Annotated in this window: 10 protein-coding genes and 1 tRNA gene; 3 read left to right on the top strand and 8 right to left on the bottom strand. The window is 72.3% G+C overall.

What is annotated here, in order from left to right:
* Positions 1-112: 112 nt before the first annotated feature.
* Together ppc and H3C53_07230 are read right to left on the bottom strand one after the other, a co-directional pair.
* Complete coding sequence (gene ppc / locus H3C53_07235) at positions 113-2,827, bottom strand: phosphoenolpyruvate carboxylase (GenBank protein MBW7916453.1); 2,715 nt, start codon at positions 2,825-2,827, stop codon at positions 113-115.
* On the bottom strand, positions 2,824-3,600 hold the full coding sequence (locus tag H3C53_07230; protein MBW7916452.1) for a YmdB family metallophosphoesterase: 777 nt from the start codon (positions 3,598-3,600) through the stop codon (positions 2,824-2,826). The genes ppc and H3C53_07230 overlap by 4 nt, the downstream gene beginning before the upstream one ends.
* 47 nt (positions 3,601-3,647) lie before the next feature.
* On the opposite strand from H3C53_07230, the gene H3C53_07225 reads away from it, so the two are divergent.
* Positions 3,648-4,109 carry an Lrp/AsnC family transcriptional regulator gene (locus H3C53_07225; GenBank protein ID MBW7916451.1) on the top strand — a complete coding sequence of 154 codons (462 nt, stop codon included), beginning with the start codon at positions 3,648-3,650 and terminating at the stop codon, positions 4,107-4,109.
* On the opposite strand, the gene H3C53_07220 is transcribed toward H3C53_07225, so the two are convergent.
* The 3 genes from H3C53_07220 to H3C53_07210 form a co-directional block, all read right to left on the bottom strand.
* Positions 4,103-5,740, bottom strand: coding sequence for an ATP-dependent DNA helicase (locus H3C53_07220; GenBank protein ID MBW7916450.1), 1,638 nt, complete (start codon positions 5,738-5,740; stop codon positions 4,103-4,105). The genes H3C53_07225 and H3C53_07220 overlap by 7 nt on opposite strands.
* A gap of 150 nt (positions 5,741-5,890) precedes the next feature.
* A tRNA-Leu gene (locus H3C53_07215) sits at positions 5,891-5,977 on the bottom strand.
* A gap of 1,369 nt (positions 5,978-7,346) precedes the next feature.
* On the bottom strand, positions 7,347-7,871 hold the full coding sequence (locus tag H3C53_07210; protein MBW7916449.1) for a YbaK/EbsC family protein: 525 nt from the start codon (positions 7,869-7,871) through the stop codon (positions 7,347-7,349).
* Between the two features lie 42 nt (positions 7,872-7,913).
* Between H3C53_07210 and trmH the strand changes: the two genes are divergently transcribed.
* Both trmH and H3C53_07200 read left to right on the top strand, forming a co-directional pair.
* A complete protein-coding gene (gene trmH, locus H3C53_07205; protein MBW7916448.1) occupies positions 7,914-8,507 on the top strand; it encodes a tRNA (guanosine(18)-2'-O)-methyltransferase TrmH in 594 nt (197 codons plus the stop codon).
* A 44-nt stretch (positions 8,508-8,551) separates the two neighbouring features.
* The gene (locus tag H3C53_07200; protein MBW7916447.1) at positions 8,552-9,751 is read left to right on the top strand and encodes a PQQ-dependent sugar dehydrogenase; all 1,200 of its coding nucleotides are present in this window, start codon (positions 8,552-8,554) and stop codon (positions 9,749-9,751) included.
* Here the strand turns inward: H3C53_07200 and H3C53_07195 are convergent.
* Genes H3C53_07195 through H3C53_07185 form a run of 3 tightly spaced genes read right to left on the bottom strand, consistent with a single transcriptional unit; the run spans position 9,733 to position 13,399 of the window.
* A complete protein-coding gene (locus tag H3C53_07195; protein ID MBW7916446.1) occupies positions 9,733-10,284 on the bottom strand; it encodes an inorganic diphosphatase in 552 nt (183 codons plus the stop codon). The two genes, H3C53_07200 and H3C53_07195, sit on opposite strands and share 19 nt — an antisense overlap.
* Positions 10,281-11,201: a P1 family peptidase gene (locus tag H3C53_07190; GenBank protein ID MBW7916445.1), complete on the bottom strand. Its 921-nt coding sequence runs from the start codon at positions 11,199-11,201 to the stop codon at positions 10,281-10,283. Before H3C53_07190 ends, H3C53_07195 begins: the two co-directional genes overlap by 4 nt.
* The gene (locus H3C53_07185) at positions 11,201-13,399 is read right to left on the bottom strand and encodes a transglycosylase domain-containing protein (protein MBW7916444.1); all 2,199 of its coding nucleotides are present in this window, start codon (positions 13,397-13,399) and stop codon (positions 11,201-11,203) included. The genes H3C53_07190 and H3C53_07185 overlap by 1 nt, the downstream gene beginning before the upstream one ends.
* Positions 13,400-13,423 lie beyond the last annotated feature (24 nt).

Genomic DNA, 13,423 nt, shown 5'->3' with positions numbered 1-13,423 from the left:
CGTCGGGCGCGGGCGAAGCGCCGTGGCGGCCACCTTCGGGTCACGGTAGCAGGAGGCGTCGCGTGGCCATGTTGCGCGCGCTCACGGTCGGTGGGCGCCGCGGGAGACCGCCTCAGCCGGTGTTGCGCATGCCGGCGCTGACCCCCAGCAGGGAGAGCATCACGCCGTACGCCAGCGCCTCGGCCTCCGGCCCCTCGGGCGGGTGACGCCTGAGGCGCCTGAGCAACTCGACCTGCAGCCGGCTGATGGGGTCCACGTACGGGTTCCGCAACACCAGCGCCCGCGCGAGCACTGGGTCGTTGCCGAGGAGGGGCGCGCCCGTGACGCGCTCCACCGCCGCGACCGTCTCCGCGTGGTGCCGCTCGATGAGCGTACCGAAGCGCCGCAGGCGCGGCTCCACCAGGCTCAGGTAGGCGCCAAAGATCGGCATGTCGGCCTTCGCGAGGCTCATCTGGGCGAAGTCGATCATGGTGGTGAAGAAGGGCCAGGCGCGGTACATCTCGGCCGCCAGCTCGGGCTCGATGGCGCTCAGCGCGGCTCCGAGGCCGTACCAGCCGGGCAGGTTCGCCCGGCACTGCGTGAACGCGAACACCCACGGGATGGCGCGCAGGTTCTCCATGGTCGGTGCGCCCGCCCGGCGCGTCGGTCGCGAGCCGAGGTTGAGTCGCGCCAGCTCCTCGATGGGCGTGACCTGCTGGAAGAACTCCATGAACTCCGGGTCGCGCGTGAGGGCCCGGTAACGGGCCATGGCCGCCTCCGCCGCGGCGTCCATCGCGGCGCGGTAGCGCGGCTCGAGGGCCGCGGACTCCTCCCGCGCCCCGGCGCTGGCGAGGATGAAGGCGTGCAGCACCTGTTCCAGGTGACGGTGCGCCAGGTCGGGGTCCGAGTAGCGGTCGGCGAGCGCCTCGCCTTGCTCGGTCAGGCGCATGCGCCCCGCCACCGTGCCGGGCGGCTGCGCCAACAGCGCCTGGCCGGCGGGGCCGCCGCCCCGACCGATGCTCGTGCCGCGCCCGTGGAAGAGGCGCAGCGGCACCCCGAACTCGCGGCACACGGCCGCCAGTTCGTCCTGGGCGCGGTAGAGGGCCCAGGTGGCGGTGACGAAGCCGACGTCCTTGTTGGAGTCGGAGTAGCCGATCATCACCTCCTGCACGCCGCGGCGCCGCACGTGAGCGAGGTACGGCTCGACGGCGAACAGCTCGCGCATGATGCCGGGGGCGGCCTCGAGGTCGGCGAGGGTCTCGAACAGCGGGGTGGCCTCGATGGCCGTCACGCCCGCCTCCTTGGCCAGCAGGAGCGCCTCCAGCACGTCGGAGACGCCGGCCGTCATGCTGACGATGGTGCTGCCGTGCGCGTCGGGCCCGAGCTGCTCCTCCACGCGCCTGAACTCGCGCAGGAACGCCAGCGCGCGCTCCGCCTCCGCGTTGACGGCCGCGCCCGGCGCCAGCAGCGGACGCGCCGAGGCGAGCTCCCGCGCCAACACCTCGACCCGGTCACGCTCCGGCAGCGAGGCGTAGTCGGGGTGGACGCCCGCGGCGGCCAGCACGCTCGTCATGGCCGCCTCGTACTGGGTGCTGTGCTCGCGCACGTCGAGCGGGGCGAGGACGAAGCCGAACGCCGCCGCGCGCCGCATGGCCGGGCGCAGGAACGCCTCGGCGGGCCGCGCGCCGTGTCCGAAGCGCAGGGCGGCCTCCAAGAGGGCGAGGTCCGCGCGGTAGCCGGCGGCGCCGCCCGGGTAGGCGCCGGGCGCCTCGCCCTCGGCCTTCAGCGCGACGAAGAGGTGCTCGAGCCAGCGGCGGTACGGCTCCCCCTCGAAGCGCGCCGTGGCGCCCGCCCGTGCGTCCCGCGCCTCGAGCGCCGTGCGGAACTCGTCCGTGAGCATGGTGCGGCCTTCCCACTGGGAGAGGCGCTGGACCAAGCCCTCGACGTCGGCCACGTACGCCTCGTTGGCCACGCCCGCCTGCAGCTCGAACGCCTCCCGCATCACGCTCGGCGTCACGTACGGGTTCCCGTCGCGGTCGCCGCCTATCCAGGAGCGGAAGCGCAGCAGCGGCGTTGGCGGCTCCGGGGCGGGTCCTAGGTGCCCCTGGTCGTTGGCGTCCGGGAAGTAGTCGGCGAGGGCCTCCTCGAGGTCGGCCATGATGCGGGGCACCGCCTCGAGCAGCGACCGCCTGAAGTAGTAGAGGGCGCTCTTCACCTCGTCGAGCACCTGCGGCCGGTCGGGCGCCACCTCGCGGGTGAGCCACAGGGTGGCGATCTCGGCGTAGATGCGTTCGCGGAGCTCGCGCGCGGCGCGCGGCGCCAGCTCCACCTCCTGCAGGCGCCGCAGCGCCTCGCCGATCCTCTCGATCTTGAGCCGCACCGTGTAGCGCTTCACCTCGGTGGGATGCGCCGTCACGGTCAGCTGCAGGTCGAGGTCACGGAGGAAGTCGGCGGTCTCCTGGCGCGTCCAACCGCGGCGCTCGAGCTCCCTGATGGCGGCGGCGAGGCTCTCGCTGCGCGGCTCGTCGAGCGTGGCGCCCGCCTCGCGGTGGCGGTTGACGCGCACGCGGTGCACCTCCTCCGCCAGGTTCACGAGCTGGAAGTAGACGGTGAAGGCGCGCACCAGCTTCTCGGCGGTGGCGGTGTCGAGCGAGGCGAGGAGCTCGTCGAGCTCGCGCGCCGCGTCGGCGCCGCCGCCGGCGCGCAGGCCCTTGGTGAGGTGGCGCACCCGCTCCACCAACTCGAAGAGGCGTCGGCCCTCCAGCTCCTTCAGGACGTCGCCCAGCGCGGTGGCGAGGAAGTCGACGTCGTTCGCCAGCAGCCCGAACAGGTCGTCCTGGCGCGTCATGCCTGCCGCCTCCCGTGCTCCCAGCTGAGGCGCCTGATGCTCACGGCGCGCGCGCCGTCCAGCTCGAGGGCCACGGCGTTCACGGTCGCGGCGCCCTCGGCCGGGCGGTAGCGCGTGGGGAGCTTCGTGACGAAGCGCCTATGGACCTCCTCGAACGCCAGCCCGATCGAGGAGGCCTGCACGCCGGTCATGCCGACGTCCGTGATGTACGCGGTGCCCTTGAACAGCTGCTCGTCGGCCGTGGGGACGTGCGTGTGGGTGCCGAGGACGGCGCTCACGCGGCCTGCCAGGTGGTAGCCCATGATCTTCTTCTCGCTGGTGGCCTCGGCGTGGAAGTCGACGATGACGGGCACGCCCTCCCCCACCTGCTCGAGGATGTCATCGGCGGCGCGGTACGGGTCGTCGAGCGCCTCCATGAACACGCGGCCCATGAGCTGCGCCACGGCGACGCGCTCCCCGCCCCGCGCCTCGAACGTGGACCAGCCGAGGCCGGGCGTGCCGGGCGGGTAGTTGGCGGGGCGCAGCAGGCGCGGGGTGCCCTCGAGCAGCTCGGCGGTGTCGGGCTGGTCGAAGGTGTGGTTGCCGAGGGTGACCACGTCGGCGCCGGCCGCCCTGAGCTGCTCGAAGTGCTTGCGGGTGATGCCGAAACCGCCCGCCGCGTTCTCGCCGTTGACGATCACGAGGTCGTAGTCGTCCCTCACCAGCGCGAGGTAGGCCTGGGCCGCCCGCATGCCGGGGGTCGCGAACACGTCGCCCACGAAGAGTACGCGCACACGGCAGGATACCAGGGCGCGCCGGGCGTGATAGATTCCGCCTCAGCATGGAGTTCGACGCGGTCGACCGGCGCATCCTCGACATCTTGCTGCACGACGGGCGGGCCTCGCACGCCTCGGTGGCCAAGGCCGTCGGCCTGTCGGCGCCCGCCGTGGGCGAGCGGGTCAAGAAGCTCGAGCAGGCCGGCGTGATCCGCGGCTACCACGCGGAGATCGACCCTGCGGCGGTGGGGCTCACCATCACGGCCTTCGTGGCTATCGTGCCGCAGCCGCGCAAGCCGGCCCAACGGCTGGTGGAGCGCCTCGTCGAGTTCCCCGAGATCGAGGAGCTGCACGCCGTGGCGGGCACCTACTCGTTCATCGCCAAGGTGCGCGTGCCCGACTCCGTGGCGCTCGACGCCTTCCTCGACCGGCTCTTCACCACCGAGGGCGTGGAGCGCACGGAGACGACGATGGTCCTCCGCACCAACCTGGAGCGCCACACGGCCCTGCCGTTCGGCGCTCAGTAGTCGGCGTAACGCTCCACGGCGGCGCCCTCGTCGAGCGCCTCGAGGAACCAGGGCGGCAGGCGCCCGCGCTGGCGCCGGATGAAGGCGGGGAAGTCGGCGTCGAGCAGGTACGTGACGGCGCTGTCGGTCTCGCTCCTCACGCTGCGGCCGTACGCCTGCACCACGCTGAGGGTCGTGCGCCACTCGTACCAGTCGCGGTCGCGCTCCATGCGGGCCGCCACCTGCTTGTCGCCCAGGTAGGGGTACGGGACCTTGCAGAGCACCTGCCAGCGCGCCAGGTCCTCGGCCAGGTCGATGCCCTCCGTCATGCTCGGGGTGAGGAGGATCGTGGGTTCCGGGGCGGAGAGGTGCCGTGCCAGGGCCGCGTCGCGGCCCCCGGCGTCAACGTGAGTGACGACTCGCCAGCCGACCTCCGCGCTCAGGTTGGCGGCGATGAACGAGGCGATCTTGTAGGAGTGAGCGTGCACCACGCCCTTCTCGTCGGCGTGCCGCAGCGCGAGGTCGTCGACCGCGCGGGCGAGGCGCGGCAGGTCGCGGTCGAGGTAGTGGCGGGTGAGGCGCGCCACGGGGAGGGCGACGATGGGGCGGTTCTCCGGCGGGAACGTCGACGGCACGCCGACGACCTCGGCCTCCGCCGGATCGATGCCGAGGCCGCGAAGGAACGTGCGCGCGTCGAGGATGGTGGCGGAGAGCATCAGGACCCGGTCGGCGTGCCGGAAGAGGAACGGCTCGGCGAGCGCCGCCACCTCGACGGGCTTGAAGACGAGCGTGGCGCCCTCCGCGCCGCGACGCCGCTCGACCACCCACTCGACCTCGCCGGCCTCGTGACTGTCGAGCAGCAGCGCCACGCGCTCCGCCTGCGAGTCGAGCCACTGCTTCACGCGGAGTTGTTGCACGGCGGCGTCCTCGTCGGCCACGTCCTTCATGGCTCGCTCGATCTCGGTGGCGCGGCGGCGCATCTCGGGCAGGAGGAGCTCGGCGAACTCGAACGCCAGCTCGTCGCCCAGGTCGGGTGGGAGGGCGCGCGGCAGACCGGCCCGCTGCAGAGCGCCCTCGGCGAAAGCCACCTGCACGAAGCCCATCAGCGCGCCCTCCGCGTTGTGGGCCTCGTCGAGGACGAGGAGCTCGCGCGGCGCGAAGCCGCCCGCGTAGTTGAGCTCGGCGAGGAAGTAGGCGTAGTTGAGCGTGGCGACGTTGGCGGCCATGGCCACGTCCTTGGCCGTGAAGTAGGGGCAGGCGTCGCACGCCGGGAAGCGCAGGCCCACCGTGCACGGCGCGGCGCCGGCGTGCGTTGGTGCCACCAGGCACTCGTAGTTGGCGCGGCCCTTGAGCAGGGCGAGGTCGGGGAAGTCGCGCACGTACTGGTCCTGCAGGATCTTCTGGTTGGTGATCACGAACGCCGACTTGGCCTCGCGCGCGAGCGTGACCGCTATGGCGCTCTTGCCCGCCCCGGTGGGCGCCTCGACGACCACGAAGCGCTTGCCGCCCGCGAAGGCCCCCCGGGCGCGCGCGAGCGCCTCCGCCTGCCCCGGCCGGTAGGCCGGGAAGGGGAACGAGCGGGGCGGCGCCTCCCCGGACACGCCGCCGGGGACGGCGGCACCGGCTGCCGGGGACGAGCGTTGGCGGGGCATGCGCCAAGCTATCACGGCCCGTCACGCCGGCCGGCCCACCCTAGGCGCGAGCCGCCGGCCCCGTCCCGAGCGCCCGGGGCGCGCCGGCGAGACGACGAACGAGCGCCGCCGGCCGGCCCGTGGGGCCGTTCCGGCGGCGCGCTGCATGCTTGGTGCCGAGGAGGGGACTTGAACCCCTACAGCCTTGCGGCCACCAGCCCCTCAAGCTGGCGCGTCTACCGATTCCGCCACCTCGGCGAGGGTCTTGTGAACGCAGGCGAAGCCGTTCACGAGGCGAAAGCGATGATATCGCCCGCTGCGCGAGGGCGTCAAGCGTGATGGCGGAAGGGCCCGGCGGCCACACAGCCGACCCCGCCGGGCACGACCGGGGCTTGCCCGGCGGGCGTTTCGGCGTCATCCTTTGGTCGATGAAGCCGACTTACCCTCGCTCCAAACGAACGCCGGCCCCGCGCTCATCGCGCCCGCTCCTGCCGCACCTCCTCTTGCTCGCGCTGGCTCTCGCCCTGTTCGCCTGCGACGCCACCGTCAGGCCGACGCCGCCGGGGCCGCCGGACCCGCCTGGACCTCCGCCGCCACCCCCCATGGGCGGCGTCCGCCTCGAGGAGGTCGCCTCCGGCCTGACCGGGCCGCTCGGCATCGCGCACGCGGGCGACGACCGGCTCTTCGTGGTGGAGAAGTCCGGGCGCGTGCGGGTGATCGCGGCGGGAGCCCTCCTCCCGACCCCGTTCCTCGACCTGACGGCCGTCGTGAGCACCCAGGACGAGCGGGGGCTCCTGGGACTCGCCTTCGCGCCCGACTACCGGACGAGCCGGGAGTTCTACGTCTACTACACGGACTCCGAGGGCGCCGCTGTCCTCGCCCGCTACCGGACGCTTGCCGACGACCCGGACGTCGCGGACGTCGGGTCCGGCACCGTGATCCTTCGGTTCGCGCGGCGGAGCACGTGGCACGTTGGCGGCCAGCTCGCCTTCGGTCCCGACGGTTACCTGTACGTGACGAGCGGCGACGACGCGACGGGTGGCACCGCCAGTCAGGACCTCGGTTCGTTGCTCGGCAAGGTCCTGCGCCTGGACGTCGCCTCGACCGCCACCTACCGGGTCCCTACGAGCAACCCGTTCGTCGGCACCCCCGGGGCTCGCGGCGAGGTGTGGGCGTACGGCCTACGCAACCCGTGGCGCCTGTCGTTCGACCGCGCGACGGGGGACCTGTACCTCGGCGACGTTGGCGAGGACTCGTGGGAGGAGATCGACCGTCAAGCGGCGACGGCGCGTGGCGGCGAGAACTACGGTTGGCCGCACATGGAGGGGCCGCGCTGCCACGCCTCCGGCGAGTGCGACGCGGCGCGGTTCGTGGCGCCCGTCCTCGCCTACCCTCACGGCGCCGAGCGCGGCTCGGTCACCGGGGGCTACGTCTACCGGGGGCAAGCCATCCCCGGGCTGGTGGGTAGGTACGTGTTCGGCGACTTCATGACCGGCCAGGTCTGGCGCACCGCCGAGGCCGACGGGTGGGAGCCCACCCTGCTCCTCGAAACCGGCATGATGATCAGCACCTTCGGCGAGGACGCAGCGGGCGAGCTCTACCTGGCGGACTTCGCGCGGGGCGCCGTCTACCGCTTGGTCGAGTCGGATTCCGGCTCGCCGGCGGGCGCCTCGTCGCGCCAGCCGTTCGTGACCTCCACCCAACCCAGCGCGTTGGACGCCTCCTCCAGCTCGGCGCACGTCATGGGCACGGCCGAGGCCGCCGTGCCCGCCGCCGGGTAGACGACGTCGAACCTCTTGAGCGACTCATCGAGGAACACCCTGGCGCCCGCGGGGTTGGCGAAGGGGCACACGCCGCCGACCGGGTGGCCCGTGAGGGGCTCGACGTCGGCGGCGGCCAGCATGCGCGCCTTGCCGCCCATCGCGCGCTTGAACGAGCCGTTGTGCAGCCGGGCGTCGCCGGCCGCGACCACCAGGACGGCGCGCGCCGGGTCGGTGGGATCGTAGAACGCGAGCGTCTTGGCGATTCGCGCCGGCTCGGTGCCGACCTTCGCGGCCGCCAGCGCGACGGTGGCGCTCGAATCCGTGAACTCCATGACCGCGTCGGCCTTCCCGAAGCGCCTCAGGTACTCCCTCACCTTGTGCGTCGACATCCGCCGACGATACCCCGCACCCCTACGGTTATCCTCTTCCTCATGACCATGCGGCGCCGCCGGCGCATCCACGACGTGCTCGCCAAGCGCCAGCCCGACCTCACCGTCCTGGCCGAGGAGGTGCACAAGCCGCACAACCTCTCGGCCATCTTGAGGAGCTGCGACGCGGTGGGGATCGGCACCGTCCACGCCGTCAAGCCGACCGGCGGGGTGGCCACCTTCAGCGCCACCAGCGCCAGCGCCGACAAGTGGGTCGAGCTTGTGCTGCACGATTCCGTCGCCGCGGCGGTCGCGACGCTCAAGGCTTCCGGCATGCGCGTCTTCGCCGCCCACCTGTCGGAGCAGGCGGTGGACTACCGCACCGTCGACTACACCTCCCCCTGCGCCGTGCTGCTCGGCAACGAGAAGGAGGGCGTCAGCCCGGAGGCCGCGGCCCTGGCCGACGAGCACGTCATCATCCCCATGCTCGGGATGGTCCAGTCCCTGAACGTCAGCGTGGCGGCCGCCGTGATCCTGTTCGAGGCGCAGCGCCAGCGGCTGGCCGCAGGCCGTTACGACCGCCCCGCCCTGAGCGAGGCGGAGCTGGCGACGCTCACGTCGCGCTGGCTGCCGCGGTGGGCGCGGGACGACGAGTGACGCCGCGCGGACACGCTCTCACGCGCGTCGTCTAACCTGGGGCCATGTCAGAGGCTCACGTACCGGACCGTCGTCACCACGCCACCACCCGCCAGCGCCGGTTCGCGCGCGGCGCCCACTCGGGCCGAGCGTTCGCCGCCCTCGGCGCGCTCGCGCTGGCGTGCCTCCTCGCGTCGTGCTCGCAGAACGTGTCGGCCCAACGCCTCGTGCCGGTGGCCGATGGGCTCAAGAAGCCGGTCACCATCACGCACGCCGGCGACGCTCGCCTCTTCGTCGTGCAGCAGGGCGGCCAGGTCCGCATCATCCGTGACGGCGCGCTCCTCAAGGAGCCGTTCCTCGACGTGTCGGACAGGGTCACGACGGGCGGCGAGCGCGGCCTGCTCGGCCTCGCCTTCCCTCCCGATTACGCCGCCAGCGGGCGCTTCTACGTCTACTACACGGGCGCTAACGGCGAGAGCGTCCTGTCGCGCTTCGAGGTCACGCGGGGCAACCCCGACCGCGCCGACGAGACGTCGGAGGAGGTCCTCCTGACGCACGACCAGCCGTACTCCAACCACAACGGCGGCCAGCTCGCGTTCGGACCCGACGGCTACCTCTACCTCGGGCTGGGCGACGGCGGCAGCGGCGGCGACCCACACGGCAACGGGCAGGACCTCGGCACGCTCCTCGCCAAGCTCCTGCGGCTCGACGTCTCGCCGGAGACGGGGTACCGCGTGCCGGCCGACAACCCGTTCGTGACCACGCCCGGTGCCAAGCCGGAGATCTGGGCCTACGGCCTGCGCAACCCGTGGCGCTTCTCGTTCGACCGCGCCACAGGCGACCTCTACATCGCCGACGTGGGGCAGAACGCCTTCGAGGAGGTCGACTTCCAGCCGGCCGGCTCGCGGGGCGGCGAGAACTACGGCTGGAACGTCATGGAGGCGAGCCACTGCTACGACGCCGGCTCGTGCGACCAGGCCGGGTTGACGTTGCCGGTCATCGAGTACCCTCACGGGCCGCAGTGGGGCTCGTCCATCAGCGGCGGCTACGTCTACCGTGGCGAGGCCGTGCCGGCCCTGGCCGGGCGGTACGTGTTCGCCGACTTCAGCTCGGGTCGCATCTGGAGCGCGGACCCCGCCGCGGGTTGGGACGTGACGCCGCTACTGCAGACCGGATTCAACGTGAGCACCTTCGGGGAGGGCGTCGACGGCGAGCTGTACGTGGCCGACTACAGCGGCGGCCTCATCTACCGCGTGGCGCCGTGACCTGACCCTGCCAGCTGCTCGGCGTAGGCGGCCATGGCCGCGCGGATGAGCGCGTGCGTGGCGTCCATGCCGTGCCAATCCTCCACCACCGTCTTCTTCCCCTCCAGCTCCTTGTAGATGCGGAAGAAGTGCTCGATCTCCCGCAGGCGGTGGCGGGAGATGGAGTCGAGGTGGCGGTTGCCGTCGTACCGGGGGTCGTCGACGGGCACGGCGAGGATCTTCTGGTCGCGCCCCTTCTCGTCGCTCATCTCCAGGTAACCGAGCGGCCTGGCGCGCATGACGGCGCCCGTGAAGGTGGGGCGGTTCATGAGGACGAGGATGTCGAGCGGGTCGCCGTCCTCGGCGTAGGTGCTGGGGATGAAGCCGTAGTCGCCCGGGTAATGCATGGGGCTATACAGGACGCGGTCGAGCCTGAAGACGCCCAGCTCCGGGTCGTACTCGTACTTGTTGGACGAGCCGACCGGCACCTCGATGACGGCGTCCACCAGCTCGGGCGCGGCCTCCCCGGGCGGCAGGTGGTACAGGTTGGTCACGGCCGCGCCCCGGCGCGCACGCCCTTGAGCAGCGCGGCCGCCACGACCTCTTGCACCACCACGGACAGGGCCGCCATCGGCACTCGCGGGCCCGTCCCGGTGGTGAGGACGAAGGCGGTGTCGCCGTCGAAGACGGTGTGAGACGGCCGCGTCACGCGCGCGATGCCGACGTGGGCGCTGGTCGCCAGGGCGTTCGCCTCGGCCTTCGTCAGCGGAGCGTCGGTGGCGACGACCACGAGGGTGGTGTTGGCGCCGGGGATGGCCGCGAACCCCTCGGCGGCGGCGAGGCCCTGCACGTCGGCGAGGCCGGCCACCAACTGCCCGGTGTCCGGGTCCACGACGTTGCCGACGGCGTTGCTGACGCCGAGGGCGGCGACGACCGCGCCGCCGATCCGCGCCGCGTGGCTCCCCAGCCCGCTGGCCGTGGCGAGCCCGTGGCCCCTCAGCTTGCCGACGCTGGCGCCCGTGCCGGCCCCCACCCGACCCTGCGCCACCGGCTCGGCGCTGGCGGCCTCCGCGGCCGCGCGGCCGGCGGCGGCGTCCGGCCGCACGGTGGCCGAGCCGACCGCCAGGTCGTAGAGGACGGCGGCCGGCACGATGGGCACGCGGGCCGCGCCGGTGTCGACGCCGCGGCCGCGCTCCTCCAGCCACGCCATGACCCCGTCGGCCGCGGCCAGCCCGAACGCGCTGCCGCCCGTCAGGACGACCGCGTCGACGGTCTGGACCGTCTTGTCGGGTTGCAGGAGCACGTACTCGCGCGAACCGGGAGCGGGCCCCAGCGCCACGCCGGACGCCACGCAACCGCCCTCCGGCGTGACGATGACGGTGCAACCGGTGCGCGCCTCGAGGTCGGTGTGATGACCGACCAGCAGGCCACGCACGGCCGTCAGGGTGAGGTTCTCGCCCGAGCCCGGCATCAGCCGGCCCCGCCGAGGTACTTGGCGACGTCGGCCGGGTCGACCTCGATGATCTCGACGCGGTCCGGGGGCGTGTCGGCGGTGGCGCGCAGGCCGGTGGCCGTGTCGACCGGTAGCTTGAGCTTGACGGCGGTGCCGATGCCGGTGGTCGACAGCACGTCGGACTCGCGGAAGGCGGCCCGCACCCCGCCGCCGTCGACGGCGCCCGTCTTCAGGTCGAGGGTATGGAACTCGATCCCGGCCGGCACGGGGAAGCCGTCGGGCGCGGCGGGGCGTCCGCGCAACGCGGCCGCGACGAAGTCGTTCCAGGCGTAGATGGGTTGACGCGAACTGTTCACCTGATCGCGGGTGCCGTCCGCCAGGGTCATCGACGACGGCAGGCTGGAGGAGTCATCGTTGCCGATCCACACGGACGCCACCATACCCGGGGTCATGCCCACGAACCAGATGTCGACCTCCTCGTTGGTGGTGCCGGTCTTCCCCGCGATCCAGCGGCCCGGGATCACGGCGCGGTTCGAGAGGCCGTACGCCGGGTCGCGATCCACGACGTTGCCGTGCAGGAGGTCGAGCATGATGTAGGCCGTCTGCTCGCTCCAGACGCGCGCCGAGCGTGGGGCGGCCTGGTAGAGCACGTTGCCGTCCGCGTCCTCCACCCGCTCGATGAAGTACGGCTCGGTGTAGACGCCGCCGTTCGCGAAGGCCGCCATGGCGGCTGTGTGCTGCAGCGGCGTGGCCTCGAACGTGCCGAGCGCCATCGAGTAGTAGGGCGCGACGTCGTAGCCCAGCTCGCGCGCCTTCTCCGCCACCGCGTCGGCGCCCACGGCCTCGAGCGCCTTGACCGCCGGGATGTTGCGGCTGCGGTTCAGGCTCGCCCTTATCGTCTGGTAGCCGTCGAACTTCTTATCGTGGTTGCCGGGCTCGTACGGCGGCTGCCCCCGCATGCGGAACTCCGTGGGTTCGTCGACCAGGATGGTCGACTGGTTCATGGCTCCCAACTCGATGGCCGTGGCGAACACGATCGGCTTGAACGAGCTGCCCGGTTGACGGAGCGCCCGGGTGGCGCGGTTGAACTCGCCCAGCGCGCCGTCCGCGCTCAGCTTCTGCCCTACCATCGCCAGCACGGCGCCCGTGCTCGGGTCGAGGCCGACGATGGCCATCTGGGCACCCGGTGGGAGCTCGGCGTGGAGGCTCGCCTCGTTGGCGGCCACCTGCGCCTGCACGTCGATGGTGGTCACGACCCTGAGGCCGCCCCTGCCGAACACGACGCTCTCGCCGTACACGTCGGTGAGCCAGTTGCGAACGGCGATCAAGACGGCCCTCGACAGGTCTGAGCTGACGCTCGACTGCACGACCACCTCGACGCCGGTCCTGACCGCCGTGACGATGTTGCCGTTGCCGTCGTACGTGACGTCCCAGCCGACGGGCTCGAGCTGGTAGCGCCAGGCGCGCTCCGCCATGTCGGCGCTGATCGTGCCCTGGCGCACCATCTTGTCGAGGACCTCGCGCATGCTGCGGCGCGTGGTCGTGAAGTCGTCGTGGCGCGCGTTGGGCGCCGGGATGAGGCGCGCGAGGTAAAGCCCCTCGGCGAGGTTGAGCTCGATGGGGTCCTTGCCGAAGTACGTCTGCGCCGCCGAGCGGATGCCGTAGACGTTGCCGCCCCAGAACACCATGTTCACGTAACGCTGCAAGATCTCGGGCTTGGTGAGGCGCCGCTCCAGCTCGAGCGCCAGCATCACCTCCTTGACCTTGCGCTCGAGCGAGCGCTCGGAGCGGATGTCCTGCAGCAACGTGTTCTTTATCACCTGGGTGGTGATGGTGGAGCCGCCCCGCGACGAGTCGCCGAGGAACTCCTCGTAGACGGCGCGCATGATGGCGGCGATGTCCATGCCGTAGTGGCGGAAGAACTGGTCGTCCTCGTACGCCACGATGGCCTGCAGGGCGGCGGGCGACACCTCGTCGAGGCTCACGGGGATGCGGTTGGTGGACTCGCGCTCCTCGCCGACCACGGGCACGATGATGCCGATGCGCGTCTCGCCGTCGCGGGCGTACACCTGCGACGTGGCCGAGAACTCGAGCGCGTCGAGCTTCTCCAGCGAGGGGAGCTCCTGCGACCACTTGAGCGCCGACGCGGCGAGCAGCGCGCCCACCGAGAGCACGGCGGTCAACAGGAGCAGGAACAGGCCTTGTACGAGCTTCACGCGCACCATGCTAGCAACAGGAGA

The sequence above is a fragment of the Trueperaceae bacterium genome, from assembly GCA_019454765.1.
In the GTDB taxonomy this organism is placed as follows: Bacteria; Deinococcota; Deinococci; order Deinococcales; family Trueperaceae; genus JAAYYF01.
This window is presented reverse-complemented; position numbering and strand designations above follow the sequence as displayed.